Origin of the sequence: Pseudomonas sp. MWU12-2319 (genome assembly GCF_023242525.1) — a bacterium.
Taxonomy (GTDB): Bacteria; Pseudomonadota; Gammaproteobacteria; order Pseudomonadales; family Pseudomonadaceae; genus Aquipseudomonas; species Aquipseudomonas gingeri_D.
Genome location: NZ_JALJES010000032.1, coordinates 19,433 through 36,996, shown reverse-complemented (window position 1 = coordinate 36,996; position 17,564 = coordinate 19,433). Strand labels below are relative to the sequence as shown.

General features: G+C 59.6%; 15 protein-coding genes, 4 tRNA genes and 1 riboswitch. Of the genes, 7 read left to right on the top strand and 12 right to left on the bottom strand.

Annotated elements, in window-relative coordinates; translation table 11 throughout:
* Window positions 1-150 precede the first annotated feature (150 nt).
* Both M5C01_RS31920 and M5C01_RS31915 read right to left on the bottom strand, forming a co-directional pair.
* Window positions 151-1,692, bottom strand: a complete 1,542-nt coding sequence (locus tag M5C01_RS31920) for a class I SAM-dependent methyltransferase (protein ID WP_152742391.1) — start codon at window positions 1,690-1,692, stop codon at window positions 151-153.
* A gap of 118 nt (window positions 1,693-1,810) precedes the next feature.
* A tRNA-Arg gene (locus M5C01_RS31915) sits at window positions 1,811-1,887 on the bottom strand.
* Between the two features lie 356 nt (window positions 1,888-2,243).
* On the opposite strand from M5C01_RS31915, the gene M5C01_RS31910 reads away from it, so the two are divergent.
* The 3 genes from M5C01_RS31910 (at window position 2,244) to M5C01_RS31900 (ending at window position 3,357) form a co-directional block, all read left to right on the top strand.
* Window positions 2,244-2,465: a hypothetical protein gene (locus tag M5C01_RS31910; RefSeq protein WP_152742390.1), complete on the top strand. Its 222-nt coding sequence runs from the start codon at window positions 2,244-2,246 to the stop codon at window positions 2,463-2,465.
* A gap of 23 nt (window positions 2,466-2,488) precedes the next feature.
* The gene (locus M5C01_RS31905) at window positions 2,489-2,680 is read left to right on the top strand and encodes a PA3371 family protein (protein WP_152742389.1); all 192 of its coding nucleotides are present in this window, start codon (window positions 2,489-2,491) and stop codon (window positions 2,678-2,680) included.
* 353 nt (window positions 2,681-3,033) lie between these two features.
* Window positions 3,034-3,357, top strand: a complete 324-nt coding sequence (locus tag M5C01_RS31900) for an Arc family DNA-binding protein (RefSeq protein WP_103497682.1) — start codon at window positions 3,034-3,036, stop codon at window positions 3,355-3,357.
* Window positions 3,358-3,425: 68 nt separating this feature from the next.
* Here the strand turns inward: M5C01_RS31900 and mgtE are convergent, their stop codons facing one another.
* Entirely contained in the window at window positions 3,426-4,868 is a 1,443-nt protein-coding gene (gene mgtE / locus M5C01_RS31895) for a magnesium transporter (RefSeq protein WP_152742387.1), read from the bottom strand.
* Window positions 4,869-5,190: 322 nt separating this feature from the next.
* On the opposite strand from mgtE, the gene M5C01_RS31890 reads away from it, so the two are divergent.
* Window positions 5,191-5,670 carry a cell envelope protein SmpA gene (locus tag M5C01_RS31890; RefSeq protein ID WP_152742386.1) on the top strand — a complete coding sequence of 160 codons (480 nt, stop codon included), beginning with the start codon at window positions 5,191-5,193 and terminating at the stop codon, window positions 5,668-5,670.
* A 65-nt stretch (window positions 5,671-5,735) separates the two neighbouring features.
* On the opposite strand, the gene M5C01_RS31885 is transcribed toward M5C01_RS31890, so the two are convergent.
* From M5C01_RS31885 to alaS, 6 genes are all read right to left on the bottom strand, one after another.
* Window positions 5,736-5,812: transfer RNA gene (locus M5C01_RS31885), tRNA-Arg, on the bottom strand.
* Between the two features lie 71 nt (window positions 5,813-5,883).
* A tRNA-Arg gene (locus tag M5C01_RS31880) sits at window positions 5,884-5,960 on the bottom strand.
* Between the two features lie 108 nt (window positions 5,961-6,068).
* Window positions 6,069-6,159: transfer RNA gene (locus M5C01_RS31875), tRNA-Ser, on the bottom strand.
* A gap of 62 nt (window positions 6,160-6,221) precedes the next feature.
* Window positions 6,222-6,410 (bottom strand): carbon storage regulator CsrA, encoded by a 189-nt coding sequence (gene csrA, locus M5C01_RS31870; RefSeq protein ID WP_002554426.1) that lies wholly within the window; start codon window positions 6,408-6,410, stop codon window positions 6,222-6,224.
* 186 nt (window positions 6,411-6,596) lie between these two features.
* Window positions 6,597-7,838, bottom strand: coding sequence for an aspartate kinase (locus M5C01_RS31865; RefSeq protein ID WP_103496536.1), 1,242 nt, complete (start codon window positions 7,836-7,838; stop codon window positions 6,597-6,599).
* A 96-nt stretch (window positions 7,839-7,934) separates the two neighbouring features.
* Complete coding sequence (gene alaS, locus M5C01_RS31860) at window positions 7,935-10,559, bottom strand: alanine--tRNA ligase (RefSeq protein WP_103496537.1); 2,625 nt, start codon at window positions 10,557-10,559, stop codon at window positions 7,935-7,937.
* A 354-nt stretch (window positions 10,560-10,913) separates the two neighbouring features.
* Window positions 10,914-11,083, top strand: a riboswitch (FMN riboswitch).
* Window positions 11,084-11,211: 128 nt separating this feature from the next.
* Between alaS and M5C01_RS31855 the strand changes: the two genes are divergently transcribed.
* The 3 genes from M5C01_RS31855 (at window position 11,212) to M5C01_RS31845 (ending at window position 14,852) form a co-directional block, all read left to right on the top strand.
* Window positions 11,212-11,703, top strand: coding sequence for a 6,7-dimethyl-8-ribityllumazine synthase (locus M5C01_RS31855; protein ID WP_152742385.1), 492 nt, complete (start codon window positions 11,212-11,214; stop codon window positions 11,701-11,703).
* Window positions 11,704-11,851: 148 nt separating this feature from the next.
* A complete protein-coding gene (locus M5C01_RS31850; protein ID WP_178130054.1) occupies window positions 11,852-13,306 on the top strand; it encodes a M91 family zinc metallopeptidase in 1,455 nt (484 codons plus the stop codon).
* Window positions 13,307-13,349: 43 nt separating this feature from the next.
* On the top strand, window positions 13,350-14,852 hold the full coding sequence (locus M5C01_RS31845; protein WP_152742384.1) for a M91 family zinc metallopeptidase: 1,503 nt from the start codon (window positions 13,350-13,352) through the stop codon (window positions 14,850-14,852).
* Here M5C01_RS31845 and astE read toward each other — a convergent pair.
* Genes astE through astB form a run of 3 tightly spaced genes read right to left on the bottom strand, consistent with a single transcriptional unit; the run spans window position 14,849 to window position 17,561 of the window.
* Entirely contained in the window at window positions 14,849-15,856 is a 1,008-nt protein-coding gene (gene astE / locus M5C01_RS31840) for a succinylglutamate desuccinylase (RefSeq protein WP_152742383.1), read from the bottom strand. The genes M5C01_RS31845 and astE overlap by 4 nt on opposite strands.
* Before the next feature lie 14 nt (window positions 15,857-15,870).
* On the bottom strand, window positions 15,871-16,158 hold the full coding sequence (locus M5C01_RS31835; RefSeq protein ID WP_103496542.1) for a topoisomerase II: 288 nt from the start codon (window positions 16,156-16,158) through the stop codon (window positions 15,871-15,873).
* Window positions 16,159-16,214: 56 nt separating this feature from the next.
* Window positions 16,215-17,561, bottom strand: coding sequence for an N-succinylarginine dihydrolase (astB, locus tag M5C01_RS31830; protein ID WP_152742382.1), 1,347 nt, complete (start codon window positions 17,559-17,561; stop codon window positions 16,215-16,217).
* Window positions 17,562-17,564 lie beyond the last annotated feature (3 nt).

Sequence of the window (17,564 nt, the reverse complement as noted above, 5' to 3'; positions counted from 1 at the left end):
CAAGCGTCAAAAAGGCCCGGAAATGCAGAAGGCCGACCCCAAGGGATCGGCCTTCTTCTATATAGAGCAATAGCGGTAATCAGGCCCTATTCCCGCTTCAGGCTGCCCCCTTCCGCCCGATACCTGGCCACAACGCGAATCTATCGACGATCAAACGATTTTCAACGCCTTGAGAATGACCAACGATTTCTCTTCAAATGCTTCGGCCTGCGTCAACAACTCGGCCATATTTTCTTCGGCCGTGCTCAGGGCCTTACCATCCTTGACGATACCCTCACCTTGTTCGCTGATGATGCCCCACGCCAGTTGCGCCCATTCAGCCGGGTGCTTTTTACCTTGCCTGATCGATATCAGGAACAATTGCTGGAAGCGACTGACCGGCACACCACCTCCGGTCACCGGACTGGCCAAGGTCTGGATCTGGTTGTTGAACAACGAACGCTTACACAAATGCAGGTTGAGGGCACTGCAACGCGCCAGCACCAACTTCTCAGCCGCTTCGCTCTGGCAGGGCGCCGCTACGCCCATACCGACCAGCACATTAATAGCCTGTTCCAGGTCGCCATAAGCCAGTGGCGTAGCCGCCAACAACTGCCGCAAGGTTTTCGGCACATAGGCCTTGGCCGCCAAGGCTTCAAGTACCGGGGCGTATATCTCGGCTTGCAGCGAGGCTTCCCCTGCCGGACCGCTGACAACGCCCGGTACGCTTTCTGCCGCCTGCAGCAAGACAAAACGGGTATTGAGCATGCTCTCGCGCTGTTCCGCAGCGGACAGCCTGCTGGCGCCGCGCAGGTACAGATCTCGACGAAAATGCTGATTGACGAAATAGTCACGCGCCTGCTCACGCATGATCGGGTGCTCGATCCCCTCCAGAAACGCCATACCTTCGACGCTCAGGTTGAGCGGGTCCACCGAATCCAGCGGCGCGGCCGTCGTGACATAGTCGAGCTTGGCGGCAGAGAGAGCATCCACCACGTCAGTGAAGTACATGCAGTTCCAGTCGCGATTGAAATACTCATGGGCAACGTATTGGCGATTCTGCCCCTTGATACTCTGCAGTTTGGCGCCGATGTTCGGGGCCGCGTTGGCGTATTGGGGGTTCGTCGCCAGTAGCGCCTCGGAAAATTGCAGCGCTGCATCGATACGTTCGGTCGGGCGCATGGAAGCGTGGGAGGCAAAGCGGTCGTGCAGGCTGAACAACTGACGCAGCGGCGCGGAAGGTGACCAGCCGGGAAAGCAGTTGTAGCTGATATATAGCAAGCCACCGGGCTTGAGATATCGACGAGCGAATTCGACAATCAGTTTTTGGTTATCTCGACTGACCCAGGTCCAGATGCCATGCAAGCTGATGCTGTCAAATTGTGGCAAATCATCACGGGCCAGCAATTGTTCGAAGCTGTCGTCATGGAGTTGGGCATTGCTGCCGCAGCTGGCTGCCAACGCGCTGGCATGAGCCGCCTGGGCGGGATGGAAGTCCGTACCGACGTAGCTGCCCGGGTTGGCCGCCGCGTGGATATTGACCGAAACACCTTGGCCAAAACCCAACTCGCAGTGAGAGGCGCTCGCGCTCTCCAGACTTGCAAAACCACGCAACAACAAGCAGTAGCGCTGGAATACTGGATTGATTTCCCGGCTATACCCGTAGGTGTAACCTTCGTCCGTGAAATAGCCTTCACTCCAAGCTTCACTCATGGCTTGCATCCTTCCATCCATTGTCGAGAGTAAAAAGACTCCTCTTATAAGGGGCGTCATTGCGCACCACAAGCGGAAAATCTCCATGAGGTGTTGTCACAGGACGTTTGGAATTAGATGGTGTCCCAGGGCCGGTTCGAACGGCCAACCTTCCCCTTAGGAGGGGGATGCTCTATCCAATTGAGCTACTGGGACAACGCTCGGCCACCAGGACAGGCGGCGCGAAGGACGGCGTGCATGTTAACGGGCATGCCGTCGTTTGTCATGTCGTCCCTGGGCTTTTTAACCGTAGGCCACCTTCTGCGGGCGCAGCCCGACCCGTGTTGAGAAACCGCTAGCGCCCTGGGGTAACGACTGTCAGGCACCTCATCGGGCATTTTGCATTATTACAAAACGCCATCATTGCAAAGTGCATGCTCCACACGTCCAAAACAAAAGCCAAACTATTGTTTTAAAAGCATTTTTTCTGATAAAAAGCTTGGCATGCAGCCTGCTCTGACTCTCTCCACGGAAAACCGCCTGATTCAGCATCAGCCATGGAGAGCCTTTCGATGAATACGCCCGTTCTTTTGACATTGAATGCCTTGGCATTGATCGCACTGACCGCTTTCCACTTTCAACCGGCGCCAGAGTCCCTGCCCTACACCCATGCAGACCCGCGACAAGCCGCACAACGGGCAGTCATGAGCGATCACCTGACCTACAGCAGCGCCCTGGGCGAAGAACGCCAGGCAACCGTCGCCACCGGAGAAACGGTCCGGCTGACGTTCTGAGCCCACTCCACCAAGGAATTCCCATGTCCAGATACGCCATCATCTTCCTGACCCTGACCCTGCTCGCCAGCACCGCCCTGTGGATGGCACCCGCCGACGCCTTCACCCTACCGTTGGTCGTCGCCAGCTGTCTGTTTGGCGGCTTTTTCGTCCTGGCCTTGTTCGCTGGTCGGAAAATCCGCTTCGATCCGGTCTTGCGCACCTCCGAAGACTAGAAAACCAGCAAATTGCCACTACGCTTTAACATTAGAAGCAAAAGGTCAGGCCAGCGGTTAAAATCCGCGCCGTGCTGGCCAGACGCTTCCTGACAGGCCCAGGATGGCCGATCAGAGGGCCGCGACTGGGTGAAACTTTCAAACCAGTACGCATTTCTGATAATTGGTGCTGGCATATTGCCTTTGTCCAGTTCAATATTTGTCACAGAATTGACGCCAAGGATCTGGCAAATATGAGGCATGATGCGGGCCTCATTTCAATTCAGGTTGAACATTTGGCCAAGCATGCTGTCCTACTGACATCCTGCGGCCAATTCCGAGAACCGCTCCCCTGAACTAACCGGTTTAAAACTATGCGCCCATTGAAACAGGCAATTTATTCCAGCCGTACGGCTGACAAGTTCGTCGTGCGTCTGCCCGATGGAATGCGTGAACGCATCGCCGAGGTGGCTCGTAACCATCACCGCAGCATGAATTCCGAGATCATTGCACGCCTGGAGCAAAGCCTTATTCAGGAAGGTGCACTGGGCGACGAGTTGAGCATGCGGCTGGACAGCCCTGAACTCTCTCTGCATGAGCGAGAATTGCTCCAGCGTTTCCGCCAGCTTTCCCATCGCCAGCAGAATGCACTCGTGTCGCTGATCGCCCATGACGCCGAAATGGCGGACGCCAGCTGATTCATCCCTGAAAGCTCAAGCCAGCGGTGTGCTGGCTTTTTTTTGCCCGGGATTTGGCGGGGAACCGCCTAGAGCAGGAAGATGGTCGCCAGCCCCAGGAAGATGAAGAAACCGCCACTGTCGGTCATGGCGGTGATCATCACGCTCGCCCCCATCGCCGGGTCGCGCCCCAGGCGCGCCAGGGTCATGGGGATCAGCACCCCCATCAAGGCTGCCAGCAGGAGGTTGAGGGTCATGGCCGCAGTCATCACCACACCCAGCGACCAACTGCCGTACAGCAGGTAGGCGACTACGCCGATCACCCCGCCCCACACCAGGCCGTTGATCAACCCCACCGCCAGCTCCTTGCGCATCAGCCGCGAGGTATTGCCGGTGCTGACCTGGTCGAGCGCCATGGCCCGCACGATCATGGTGATGGTCTGGTTGCCCGAGTTGCCGCCGATGCCCGCAACGATCGGCATCAGCGCAGCCAGGGCCACCAGCTTCTCGATGGAGCCCTCGAACAGCCCGATCACCCGCGAAGCGACAAAGGCCGTGATCAGGTTGATTGCCAGCCACGCCCAACGGTTGCGCAGGGATTTCCAGACCGAGGCAAAGATATCCTCTTCTTCGCGCAGACCGGCCATGTTGAGGACTTCACTTTCGCTTTCCTCACGGATCAGGTCGACCATTTCGTCGATGGTCAGACGGCCGATCAACTTGCCGTTCTTGTCCACCACGGGCGCGGAAATCAGGTCATAACGTTCGAAGGCCTGGGCCGCATCATAGGCGTCTTCGTCCGGGTGAAAGGTCACCGGGTCGCCGGCCATGACATCGGCCACCTGTTTCTCGGGATCGTTGACCAGCAGCCGCTTGATCGGCAGCACGCCCTTGAGCACGCCGTCGTAATCGACCACGAACAGTTTGTCGGTATGGCCCGGCAGCTCCTTGAGCCGACGCAGGTAGCGCAGTACCACCTCCAGGCTGACGTCTTCGCGGATGGTGACCATCTCGAAGTCCATCAGCGCACCGACCTGCTCCTCGTCATAGGACAACGCGGAGCGAACGCGCTCACGCTGCTGGCCATCGAGGGTTTCCATCAGTTCGTGGACAACGTCTCGCGGCAGCTCGGGAGCCAGGTCAGCGAGTTCGTCGGCGTCCATTTCCTTGGCGGCGGCCAGGAGCTCCTGATCGTCCATGTCGGCGATCAGGGTTTCACGGACGGAGTCGGACACTTCAAGCAGGATATCGCCGTCGCGCTCGGCCTTGACCAACTGCCAGACGGTCAGGCGATCATCCAGGGGCAAGGCTTCGAGAATATAGGCGACGTCGGCGGAGTGCAGGTCATCGAGCTTGCGCTGCAGCTCGACGAGGTTCTGCCGGTGAACCAGATTTTCCACCCGGTCGTGATGAGGGCCTTCCTGACGGTGCGTCAGGTCTTCGACCACCCGCTGGCGCTGCAGCAGGTCGACAACCTGGGCAAGACGATCCTGCAGGCTATCCTGGCTTTTCTTCACTTCAACTTCGGTCATAGGCGAACTCCACTCCCAGCAGCGGGGCACGCCGGAAGGATCAATCAGTCAATTCGTGATTGGCACAACGAGAGATTAAGTAACTACTGGGTAAGTCCATGGAAGTATTCCAAAAACCCCGGCGGGGCTGACGGGCGCAATCATACACCGTCGCCACGCCCTCAAGACCAAAAATCTTGGCAAGAACAAGCGCTTGCAATACGCAGCCGAGCGCTTTGGCGCCAGCCTTTCCCTTACGACGACTCATCCTGAAAAGAAAACACACGCCCCAGGCGAAAGCCCACGGCTAGGCTGGGTGAATGATCGTCAAGGAGGACGTCCGATGCTGCCCAGAAGCCATCTATCGCTATTGCTCGTACTCTGCCTGCCCTTCCTGGCCGACGCCGCCATCGTCCATCGCTGCGAAAGCGACAGCGGCCATATCACCTTTACCACACTGGGATGCGCGTCAAACGAAACGCTGCAACCCCAACGAGCGCACAACCCCTCGCACGGAAGCCGGGCGACATCGGCCCCTCGCACGAAAACGCCAACCTCGGCCGCCCCACCCAGCCCGCAGCCCCTGGTCATCGTTGGCGAGCACGATGACGGCTGCGCCAATCGATTAAGCCCACAGGAAAAACGCCGGGCAATCATCAACCAGCAGGTTCGCCCCGGCATGAGTCGACTGGAAGTGGAAAGCGCCCTGGGCAGGCCGGATCGGATCAGCACGAGCAACACCGCAACGCGTTATCACTACAACCTGAAACGGGGCCGCAGCAGTCTGGTGGTGCTGGATGAGAAAGGATGTGTCAAAGGCTAGCCGACGTCACATACTCAAACGCCAGACAGCAAAAAGCCCGCAACCAGTGCGGGCTTCTTGGTGTATGGTGCACTCGACAGGATTCGAACCTGTGACCGCTCGGTTCGTAGCCGAGTACTCTATCCAGCTGAGCTACGAGTGCAGGTGTGTTTTTAGACCAGATCACAACTGGTTGAAGCCACGTTATTTGTATCACTACCAACAACGCTTAAATGGTGCACTCGACAGGATTCGAACCTGTGACCGCTCGGTTCGTAGCCGAGTACTCTATCCAGCTGAGCTACGAGTGCATTTGATGCCGCGCATTATAGGCCGTGAAATCTTTTTGTAAAGCGCTTTTTTCTAGTAATTTCAACAACTTACCGAAGAAGCCAGATCTACACGTACTACACAAATAATGGCGGAGAAGGGGGGATTCGAACCCCCGACACCCTTTTGAGGTGTACTCCCTTAGCAGGGGAGCGCCTTCGGCCACTCGGCCACCTCTCCGCAACACGGGGCGTATAATAACCAACCTTTTCCCCGTTTGCAAAGCAAAAAATCAAATAAAATTAATGGCTTGGTTCTTCGTCCTTCTCTTTCTTGATCCGCAGGTAGATTTCCTCACGGTGTACGGCCACTTCCTTGGGGGCATTGACCCCAATTCGTACTTGATTTCCTTTGACGCCAAGCACGGTCACAGTGATTTCACCGTCACCGATGATCAGGCTCTCTGCGCACCGACGAGTCAGAATCAGCATACCTTTCTCCTACACGCACTTCAGTTCAGGGACAACAGTCTGCAAAAAGGGCTTCGGCTTACAGGCTATATAGCCATCGCCCTACACCCCTGAGTATTGACCAGCGCAGGCAAAAGAACAGCACCCACCCACGCCTATCAAGAAAAACAAAGGGCGCGGTTCAACCGCGCCCTTGGGGACTAGGCGTTACTCGCCCTGTCGGGCCGGGGCATCGAGCTCGAAAGCCGTGTGCAGCGCCCGTACCGCCAACTCCAGGTACTTCTCTCCGATCACCACGGAGACCTTGATCTCCGAGGTCGAGATCATCTGGATATTGATGCTTTCCTTGGCCAGGGCCTCGAACATCCGGCTGGCTACGCCAGCGTGGGAACGCATGCCGACACCGACGATCGACACCTTGGCGATCTTGGTGTCGCCGATCACTTCACGGGCACCGATCTCACGCGCGGTGTTTTCCAGGACGGTTTGCGCGGCCTGGTAGTCATTGCGGTGCACGGTGAAGGTGAAGTCGGTGGTGTTATCGTGCGCAACGTTCTGCACGATCATGTCGACTTCGATGTTCGCGGCACTGATCGGGCCGAGAATCTTGAAGGCCACGCCGGGGGTGTCTGGCACGCCACGGATGGTCAGCTTGGCTTCATCGCGGTTGAAGGCGATGCCGGAAATGATCGGCTGTTCCATGGATTCCTCTTCATCAATAGTAATGAGGGTACCCGGACCCTCTTTGAAGCTGTGCAGGACGCGCAGCGGAACGTTGTACTTGCCGGCGAACTCGACCGCACGGATCTGCAACACCTTGGAACCGAGGCTGGCCATTTCCAGCATCTCTTCGAAGGTGATCTTGTCCAGGCGCTGGGCCTGGGCGACGACGCGCGGATCGGTGGTGTAGACGCCATCGACGTCGGTGTAGATCTGGCATTCGTCAGCCTTCAAGGCCGCCGCCAGGGCCACGCCGGTGGTGTCGGAACCGCCACGCCCGAGGGTGGTGATATTGCCGTGCTCGTCGACGCCCTGGAAACCGGCGACCACTACCACGCGACCGGCCTTCAGATCGCCACGAATCTTCTGATCGTCGATCTGCAGGATGCGCGCCTTATTGTGCGCGCTGTCGGTCAGGATTCGCACCTGGTTGCCGGTGTACGAGACCGCCGGCACACCGCGCTTGATCAGTGCCATGGCCAGCAAGGCGATGGTCACCTGCTCGCCGGTGGAAACGATCACATCCAGTTCACGGGGAACCGGCTGCTGATCGCCACTGATCTGCTTGGCCAGTTCGATCAGGCGGTTGGTCTCGCCGCTCATCGCGGACAGTACAACCACCAGGTCATCACCGGCTTCACGGAACTTCTTAACCTTGTCGGCTACCTGCTCGATTCTCTCGACGGAGCCGACCGAGGTACCTCCGAATTTCTGTACGATCAAAGCCATTTCTAAGCCGCCTCAGCCCGTAAAGGGGCGCCCATTAATCATTCAACTTCACAGCTGCGGTGCCTGCCACTAGACAACAGGCACCCGTCGCGGCCTTTAAACGCCCTGTTCGACAAACGGCACGGTCAGGGCCAGTGCGGCATCCAGTTGCGCAGCGTCGATACCGCCGCCTTGCGCCATGTCCGGACGACCGCCGCCCTTCCCGCCCACTGCCGCAGCGGCTTGTTTCATCAGATCACCGGCTTTGAGTTGGCCAGTCAGGTCCTTGGTCACGCCTGCGACCAGAACGACCTTTTCCTCATGGACACTGCCGAGCAGGATCACTGCGCGACCGAGTTTGTTTTTCAGTTGATCGACCAGCGCCAGCAGCGCCTTGCCATCCTGCCCGTCCAGACGCACGGCCAGGACCTTGACGCCCTTGACGTCCAGGGCCGCAGCCGACAGGTCGTCGCCCGCCGCACTGGCGGCCTTGGCCTGCAATTGCTCCAGCTGCTTTTCCAGCAGGCGGTTGCGTTCCAGCACCGCCGACAGCTTGTCGATCAGGTTGTCGCGACTGCCCTTGATCAGGTTCGCGGCTTCCTTGAGTTGCTCTTCCGCGGCGTTCAGGTAGGCCAGTGCCGCAGCCCCCGTGACCGCTTCGATACGCCGTACGCCCGAGGCGACGCCGCCTTCGCTGGTAATTTTCAGCAGGCCGATATCGCCGGTGCGGTTGGCATGGATACCGCCGCACAGCTCAACGGAGAAATCGCCGCCCATGCTCAGTACCCGAACGCTGTCACCGTACTTCTCGCCGAACAGCGCCATGGCGCCTTTTTTCTTGGCGGTGTCGATATCGGTTTCTTCGGTTTCCACCGCCGAGTTCTTGCGGATCTCGGCGTTGACGATGTCTTCCAGGGCCTTGAGCTGCTCAGGCTTGATGGCTTCGAAGTGGCTGAAGTCGAAGCGCAGGCGCTGACTGTCGACCAACGAACCCTTCTGCTGGACGTGCTCGCCCAACACCTGGCGCAACGCGGCGTGCAGCAGGTGCGTGGCCGAGTGGTTCAGGGAAGTGGCGTGACGCACATCAGCGGCCACCTGGGTTTCAACCTGGGCACCGACCAGCAAACTGCCTTGCGCCAGGACACCGTGATGCAGAAACGCGCCACCGGTCTTGGTGGTGTCGCGTACATCAAAGCGACCGGCAGCCGCCTTGAGATAACCGCAATCACCTATCTGGCCGCCCGACTCGGCATAGAATGGCGTCTGGTCCAGGACGACAACGCCCTCTTCGCCTTCATTCAAGACGTCGACCGACTGCCCTTCTTTATAGAGCGCCACGACTTTCGCCGAACCGCTGGTAGCGCTGTAGCCGGTGAACTCGGTGGCGACGTCGACCTTGACCAGGCTGTTGTAGTCCATGCCGAAGGAACTGGCCGAACGGGCACGCACGCGCTGGGCTTCCATCTCACGCTCGAAACCGACCTCGTCGAGGGTCAGGTTGCGTTCGCGGGCGATGTCACCGGTCAGGTCCATTGGGAAACCGTAGGTGTCGTAGAGCTTGAACACCACGTCACCCGGGACGACCGCTCCCTTGAGTTCGGCCAGGTCCTGCTCGAGGATCTTCAGGCCTTGCTCCAGGGTCTTGGCGAACTGCTCTTCTTCAGCCTTGAGCACACGCTCGATATGCGCCTGCTGGGATTTCAGCTCAGGGAAGGCTTCGCCCATCTCGGCGACCAGGGCCGCAACGATCTGGTAGAAGAAGCTGCCCTTGGCACCCAGCTTGTTGCCGTGACGGCAAGCGCGACGAATGATCCGACGCAGCACGTAGCCACGACCTTCGTTGGACGGCAGCACACCGTCGGCAATCAGGAAGCCGCAGGAGCGAATATGGTCGGCGACGACTTTCAGGGATGCCTGGTTGTCGTTGGTGCAGCCGATGGCCCGGGCCGAAGCGCTCAGCAGGCTCTGGAACAGGTCGATTTCATAGTTGGAATGAACGTGCTGCAACACCGCACTGATCCGCTCCAGGCCCATGCCGGTATCCACCGACGGCGCTGGTAGCGGATGCAACACGCCATCGGCGGTGCGGTTGAACTGCATGAACACGTTGTTCCAGATTTCGATGTAGCGGTCGCCGTCTTCTTCCGGCGAGCCGGGTGGGCCGCCCCAGATATCGGCGCCGTGATCGTAGAAAATCTCGGTGCAAGGGCCGCACGGGCCGGTATCGCCCATGGTCCAGAAGTTGTCGGAGGCGTAAGGGGCGCCCTTGTTGTCACCGATACGGACCATACGCTCGGCCGGCACGCCGACTTCCTTGGTCCAGATATCGTAGGCTTCGTCGTCGGTCGCGTAGACCGTGACCCAGAGCTTTTCCTTCGGCAGGTTCAGCCACTTGTCGGAAGTCAGGAAGGTCCAGGCGAAGGTGATCGCATCACGCTTGAAATAGTCGCCAAAGCTGAAGTTGCCGAGCATTTCAAAAAAGGTGTGGTGACGGGCGGTGTAACCGACGTTTTCCAGGTCGTTGTGCTTGCCGCCGGCGCGCACGCATTTCTGACTGCTGACTGCGCGGGTATAGGCGCGCTTTTCCTGCCCCAGGAAGCAGTCCTTGAACTGGTTCATCCCCGCGTTGGTGAACAGCAGGGTCGGGTCGTTGCCCGGAATCAAAGAGCTGGAGGCTACACGGGTGTGGCCTTGCTGTTCGAAGAAGCGAAGGAAGGCTTCACGGATTTCTGCGCTTTTCATAGGTTCTTCCACGGAGTCTGCGGCCAAACGCAAGTGCATCACATCCAAAAGGGTTTGCGACTTGCAAAGGGCCGCATTATATCGGCCCTGCGCCTTGGGTACAGCGTGTTTATACGATAGAAACCGTCAATTGGACGGCCTGCTGCCTCATTCACGGCCAAATTCGGCCAATACCGCAACAACTTGTTCAACTTGCGTACATTCGGCGTCCCTGTACCCCGGGTCGTTTCAGCCTGTTCGACGACAGGCCGGGCCGGCGTTTACTGAAGAATTTCGATAGTCATTATCGAAACGACGACATGCACCCCCTGAAAATATATGTTAAAAACTCAGCGCCGCCAGAAAGTCTGGCGGCAACGTTCTCAGGGCGGGGTGCAACTCCCCACCGGCGGTAATGGCGCGCAATGCGTCTAGCCCGCGAGCGCTTGACGATTTCCACGGCCTTGGCCGTCGGTCGACAAGGTCAGCAGACCCGGTGTGATCCCGGGGCCGACGGTCATAGTCCGGATGAAGAGAGAACGGGATTGACACCCAGGGGCCGTCCGCTGAATCCGTGTGTGCCTGCGAGCATCCCACAGCGAAGCTGAACGCACCCTTGAATCCCATTCGATTCATATCGCCCTGTTTTTCATACAAACAGGAGTCAGAACAGATGCAACCCACCACCATTCATCACAACCAACGTATCGCCTTTATCCAGGCCTGCTGGCACAAGGACATTGTCGATCAGGCACGTCACGGTTTTGTCTCGGAAATCGCCAAGCTGGGCTATCAGGAAAGCGATATCGATTTCTTTGAAGTCGGCGGCGCCTTCGAAATCCCCCTGCATGCCAAGCTGCTGGCCAAATCCGGGCGTTATGCCGGCGTGGTCGCCGCGGGCCTGGTGGTCGACGGCGGGATCTATCGCCACGACTTCGTCGCCACCGCGGTGATCGACGGCCTGATGCAGGTCCAGCTGGACACCGAAGTGCCGGTGTTTTCGGTGGTCTTGACCCCTCACCACTTCCACGCCGGTGAAGAGCACCAGAAGTTCTTCTTCGATCACTTCGTGCACAAGGGCCAGGAAGCGGCGAAAACCTGCGCCGACACCCTGAACAAACTACGTGCGCTGCCACGCCCGGCAGCGCAGAAACTGGCGGTCTGACTGCCCCGCACCTGCCGGCCCGGGCCGGCAGGTCATTGCCAACGCATAACTATCTACGCTCTCCCCGCTTCGTCTTTGCAGTTAAGTGAACTCGACATTTCGCCCTACCAGGGCTTTCGAGAACCACCGCCTGCGGAGACACCTCAACGTGAACGACTTCTCCAGACTTGGCCCAAGCCAGCCGATCATGCCTCACCAGGAACACTGGATCGACGGCACCATCGAAACCGCGCATCCCCTTGTCGAGCCCTTGAACCAGTACCCGGACGACCAGAGGATCCTGCACACCCACCGGCTCCACCTGGATAAAAACGTCCGGGTGGAACGCCAGCAACTCAAGGCCCCGCCCGACTACCGGGGACCGGCCGATCATCTGCGCGTCACCATCGGTGGCCGCGACAACCGCGTGCATCTGTACCAGTCCGATCATCTGGTGCTGGATATCAATGGCTGGCGTTATCACCTGACAACCGTCTCCTCCGGGCAGGTCATCGTGCTGGACACACAAGGTGGCGATGACGATATCAGGGTGGACGACAAGGTACGGATCGCGGTGTTCATCCATTCAGGAGCGGGAAACGACCGATTGTTTTGCGGGGGAGGCTTCACCAAGGTCGATGCGGGACCTGGCGACGATCGGATTTTCACGCGCTCCGGCGCCAGCTATATCGAAGCCGGAGACGGCGACGATATTGTCAGCGCCCATGGCAAAGGCCCCATGACCGTCTATGGAGGCCGGGGCCATGACACCTTGAGCGCAGGCGAAGGCAGTTGTTTCATCGACGGTGGCCAGGGCGACGATGTGCTATCAGGCGGCAAAGGCCACAACGTGCTCAGCGGAGGCGACGGCGACGATCAGATCACCCCCGGTCCCGGCCGCACGACCATTTACACCGGAACAGGCACGGACTTCGTCGCCCACCTGAGACCCGACGTCCAATTGTTCAATGCCTACTCCGCCTCCGAACCAACGCCTTCGACGATTCCCGATGATCCTGGCGTCATCATCGCCGCCAAGGGACTGGACAGTTGCGGCGTGATCGTCGATGGCACGCCCCGGTTCCGGGAACGGGTCAATGACGACCTCAGACTGCTGCTGGGCTCCGATAACGGCCAGCAACTACTGGGTGCCCTGGGTCAGATCGCGCGCAAGAGCGGCGTGCCCGTGCTGATCAAGGAGTTGACCGAGGAAGAAAACGGCATGTGCTTCCCGGGACGCGCGCAGCAGGGCGACCCGTTTATCCACGATGGCAAGGCCGGAGCTCCGGCCCTCGGTTGTACGGTGTATTACGACCCCTCGTTTCTCAAGGGAGAAGTCACCAGCATCGTTCATCTCTACCACGAGCTGTGCCATGCCTATAACCACGTGACAGGGACGATTTTTCCCGGCTGGGGGGCAGACGGTGTGGACGCGGGCAAGCCTCGCGACTCGGTCCCCAACGCGGAGCTCCAGGCCGTCGGGTTGGCGGCTCACGCCCCGCCCTTCGACTTCGACGCCAATCCCGCGACACCGCCCCTGACCACCAACCCCGAGGCCTTTACCGAAAACGGGCTGCGCCTGGAGTTCGGTATTCCGCCGCGCAAGCAATACCGGGAAGAGTAAACGGATTCGCCTTCCATCCGCACCCGACTTTAACGGAGCCTTCATGAACCATTTTCCCGACATCCCGCCGGCCAGGTCCGAGCGCCTGATAGACGGTAGTGCTCGTTCCATTGATGAACACTACCAGATCGTCCAGGAATACCAGGACGACTACAAACCGACCTCAATCTACCGACTCTCGGCAGAGAATGACCCGGTCCTGATAGAGCGAAAGATCGTTTCGACCCCCTACAGGCCAGGATACCCGCCGCTGGATTACCTGATATTCACCACCGGCGACAGTGCTGACACTATCAGGGTCCACTGCCCGCAGGAGCAATTGATAGTCGACATCAACCATGAGCGTTACCTGATCAACCCGGCCTCTTCCGAGCAGAGGCTGATCATTCGCACCGGCGCGGGTCCGGATCGGGTGACGGTCGACGAACAGGTAAAAATCCAGGTGGTCGTCGAAACAGCCGACGGCGACGATGTGATCCACAGCGAAGGCAGCGACACCCAGGTCCATGCCGGCCCGGGCGATGACTTCATCACCACCGGCGGGGGCAAGGCCTATATAGAGGCCGGAGAAGGCAACGACATGATTTTTGTCGAAGGTGACGCGACCGTCTACGGCGGCGCCGGCAACGATCATATCAGTGCCACCGCAAGCCTTGACGACAGCCGTCATCTGCTCAACGGCGGTCAAGGCAACGATCTGCTGATCGGCGGTCGGGGACACAGCATCCTCAGTGGCAACGACGGCGACGACTCGATCCTGGCAGGCGTCGGGAGCAACACGATCTACACCGGAGCAGGCCGGGACACGGTCATGTTGATCAAGCCGACGGATCAGGTCTTCAGCAACGATAGCCACGACCAGTTGTTCCAGGCCGCCCCCCAGCCACCCGCCGATGCCGAGGAACTACGTGTTCACGCCTCGTCTGCCGAAGGTTTTCAGATCATCCTGCTCAACAACCTGAGCCTGGAGCAGACCGGTATCGTGGTCAACGGCTCCCCGGCATTCCAGGACCGGGTCAATGACGACCTGAGGCTTCTGGGCGGCTCCCCCCGGGGCAGCCAGCTGCTATCGGTGTTGAATAAAACGGCCAAGAAGCATGGCATCACCGTCGCGATCAACCCGTTGGAGTATGAGAGGAATGCGCTGTTTCTGGTCGATGCCCGGACCACGGGCGATCCCTACATCCGGGATACCCGCGCGGGAGATGGACTCCCAGGGGGAAGCATTCACTACAACCCCGCCATTGAAATCGACGCAACCCCCGGGGTCGTATTGCTTTACCACGAACTCTGCCATGTCTATAACAGAGTGACCGGAACCTCTTTCCCCGGGGATGGCTTCGACGGTCCGCGTGACGACAAGTCCACACGCAGAGTGCCGAATGAAGAACTCCAAGCCATAGGCCTGCCGGCTGAGGTCAGGCCCTTCGATTTCGATGCAGACCCAAGCACTCCACCCTTGGATACCAACCCGACACCCTTCACCGAAAACGGCTTGCGTGAAGAGTTGGGGTTGGCACCGCGAGCCTGGGTAAAACCACGCTAAACCAGCGTCTCATCGCTGGACGGCACCACAAGGATCCCCGCCCGCAGGCCATTTTTCACCTTCGGGTTGGGGAAAATGATCCGGGCGCCCTGCTCTTCCACAACCCAGCGGCTGTTCGCCAGGTCCTCGGCCAGCAGGTAACCCTTGGGCAGTTCCGAGAAGTTCTCGATATCCACCGGCAAGTGCATCAGGAAGCTGTCGCTGTGCTTGATGATTTCCCGCGCCACGCTGAACAGTTGCAAACCTTCCAGCGTTTCATCGGTGACCGGCTCACGGCCCTCGATGATCTGCTTGAGACGCAACTCCAGGCGAGAGACATCCACGCCCTCGTTCTGCCCGAATGGCCGGGCCTTGCCCAGCTCAAGGGTAAAGGACTCGGCGCCCAGCTTGTCGTAGGTGTAGCTGCTGAAGACGATGGAGGGCTTGTTCTGCAACAGCACCGCCGTCACCCCGGCCGCGCGCAGGCGGGCCAGCTCGTGACGGGAATGGGCGCGCCCTTCCTTGTAGGGATAGAGCGCGAACTGTTCGATTTTCGAGCCGCGAATGGCGGTGTGCAGGTCATAGTGCAGGCGCTGGCGATCCGGCAGGCTGAAGAAACTCGCCGCCAGGCGTTCCAGCTCGCAAGCGCGCAAGGCTTCACTGCCACTGCTCAGCTCATGCCGGCCATTGAACAGCCGGTTGACGTCCTGCTCGACAAAGCGCTCGCCGCGACGCATCGCTTCCGGGTTGCCGAACAGGAACAGAATACGGGCCCGGGGCTTGAGGTCGCCCCGGGCAATGTCGTGCAACAGCCGATCGAGCAACTCGATCGGCGCTGTTTCATTACCGTGGATACCAGCGGACAACAGCAGGTCCAGCCCATTGTCCCGGGCCTCGGGAGGTCGCACTTCGAGTGCGCCCTCACTCAGCCAGCGCATGCGCACACCTTCGACCGTCAGTTGCGTCTTCTCCGCCGGTTCATGACCGGCAAGGGTCAGTTCAAGCAGTTTGCCGAGGGCGAGCATGCGCTATTCCTTAATCAGTGATGGTGATCGCAGTCGGGGCCGTGGACATGGTCGTCCTCGCCGATTTCGGCCGGCTCCATCTCCAGTTGCAGGCTGACCAGGTTGGTCGCCAGCGGGCGCAACAGCAGGTTGGCGTATTCGGCGTCGCCTTCCTCGACATCGACACCGATCAGCAGTTGGCCGCGGCCGTCGTGCTGAATCCACAATTCCTTGCCCTGCCAGATCACCGCGACGCGGGTGCAGGAGGTTTCCAGTTGAGTGCCATCGGTGTCTTCAAGGATCAGCTGCAGGGTATCGCTCATGTTTTAGGCTCTCGTCTGGAAGTAAAACGCCGCGCGCAAAGACCAAGCGGCGGCCTTCAATTGATCTGGAATGGGTAAACCGAGCCCAGTTTAAGGATTTGCGTCAGTTCATCCAATGCCGCTCGACACTCAAGCAACAATTGCGGGTCAGCCAGGTCGCTTTCACGCAGGCTGTCGCGGTAGTGCTTGTCGACCCACTGGGTCAGCGTGCCATACAACGGCGCCGTCATGATAACCCCCGGATTGACCGCCGCCAGTTCGTTTTCCTTCAGCGCCACGCGCAAGCGCAGGCACGCCGGGCCACCGCCGTTCTGCATGCTCTGCTTGAGGTCGAAGACCTTGACCTCGCGAACCGCACCGCCGGAGCTGGTCAGTTCCTGCAAGTAAGCCCAGACCCGCGGATTGGCGCGGCACTCTTCCGGCACGATCAGCAGCATGCCGCCGTCGGCACGGTTCAGCAGCTGGCTGTTGAACAGGTAGGAACGCACCGCGTCTTCCACCGCCACTTTCGAGCGCGGCACGCAGATCGACTGGAAGTTACCGCCACGCTTGGCCAGCTTGCCGTGCAACTCGGCGAGCATCTGCTCGGTGTCGAGGAAGGCGTCCTCGTGATAGAACAACACCTCGCCGTTACCCACCGCGATCACGTCGTTGTGGAACACACCCTGGTCGATCACCGCCGGGTTCTGTTGAGCATAGACCACGCCGTCATCGCTCAGGCCGTGCAGCCGGGCGACCGCCTGGGAGGCTTCGAGGGTCTGGCGCGCCGGGTATTTCTGCGGGGCCGGGTAGCGGGTATCAAAAGCGCTGCGGCCGAAGACAAAGAACTCGACACCGGCTTCGCCGTACTCACGGCAGAAACGCGTGTGGTTGGCCGCGCCTTCGTCGCCGAACTGGGCGACGGCAGGCAGTGCCGCGTGATGGGCGAAGTGCTTGGCATCAGCGAACATCGCCCCCAGCACGCGGCTGGTGGTCGGGTGTTCGATGCTGCGGTGATATTTGCAGTTGAGGTTGGCGGCGGTGAAATGCACGCGACCGTCGGCGGTATCGGCACTCGGGCTGACGGTGCCGGCGTTGGCCACCCACATGCTCGACGCCGAGCAACTGGCGACCAGCAGCGGCATCGCCTGTTTGGCGGCCTGTTCGATCACCTGCGCATCGCTGCCGGTGAAACCGAGGCTGCGCAGGGCGGCCACATCCGGGCGCTCCTGCGGGGCCAGCACGCCCTGGACAAACCCCATGTCCATCAGCGCTTTCATTTTCGCCAGGCCTTGCAGCGCCGCTTCCTTGGGGTTGGAAGCCTGCTGGCTGTTGCTCTGGGAAGCGACGTTGCCGTAGGACAGGCCGCCGTAGCTATGGGTCGGGCCTACAAGACCGTCAAAATTGACTTCAAAGGATTTCATCGG

Coding starts and splice junctions, on each gene's coding strand:
- M5C01_RS31920 (WP_152742391.1), bottom strand. CDS start 1,692: ATGAGTGAAGCTTGGAGTGAAGGCTATTTCACGGACGAAGGTTACACC.
- M5C01_RS31910 (WP_152742390.1), top strand. CDS start 2,244: ATGAATACGCCCGTTCTTTTGACATTGAATGCCTTGGCATTGATCGCA.
- M5C01_RS31905 (WP_152742389.1), top strand. CDS start 2,489: ATGTCCAGATACGCCATCATCTTCCTGACCCTGACCCTGCTCGCCAGC.
- M5C01_RS31900 (WP_103497682.1), top strand. CDS start 3,034: ATGCGCCCATTGAAACAGGCAATTTATTCCAGCCGTACGGCTGACAAG.
- mgtE (WP_152742387.1), bottom strand. CDS start 4,868: ATGACCGAAGTTGAAGTGAAGAAAAGCCAGGATAGCCTGCAGGATCGT.
- M5C01_RS31890 (WP_152742386.1), top strand. CDS start 5,191: ATGCTGCCCAGAAGCCATCTATCGCTATTGCTCGTACTCTGCCTGCCC.
- csrA (WP_002554426.1), bottom strand. CDS start 6,410: ATGCTGATTCTGACTCGTCGGTGCGCAGAGAGCCTGATCATCGGTGAC.
- M5C01_RS31865 (WP_103496536.1), bottom strand. CDS start 7,838: ATGGCTTTGATCGTACAGAAATTCGGAGGTACCTCGGTCGGCTCCGTC.
- alaS (WP_103496537.1), bottom strand. CDS start 10,559: ATGAAAAGCGCAGAAATCCGTGAAGCCTTCCTTCGCTTCTTCGAACAG.
- M5C01_RS31855 (WP_152742385.1), top strand. CDS start 11,212: ATGCAACCCACCACCATTCATCACAACCAACGTATCGCCTTTATCCAG.
- M5C01_RS31845 (WP_152742384.1), top strand. CDS start 13,350: ATGAACCATTTTCCCGACATCCCGCCGGCCAGGTCCGAGCGCCTGATA.
- astE (WP_152742383.1), bottom strand. CDS start 15,856: ATGCTCGCCCTCGGCAAACTGCTTGAACTGACCCTTGCCGGTCATGAA.
- M5C01_RS31835 (WP_103496542.1), bottom strand. CDS start 16,158: ATGAGCGATACCCTGCAGCTGATCCTTGAAGACACCGATGGCACTCAA.
- astB (WP_152742382.1), bottom strand. CDS start 17,561: ATGAAATCCTTTGAAGTCAATTTTGACGGTCTTGTAGGCCCGACCCAT.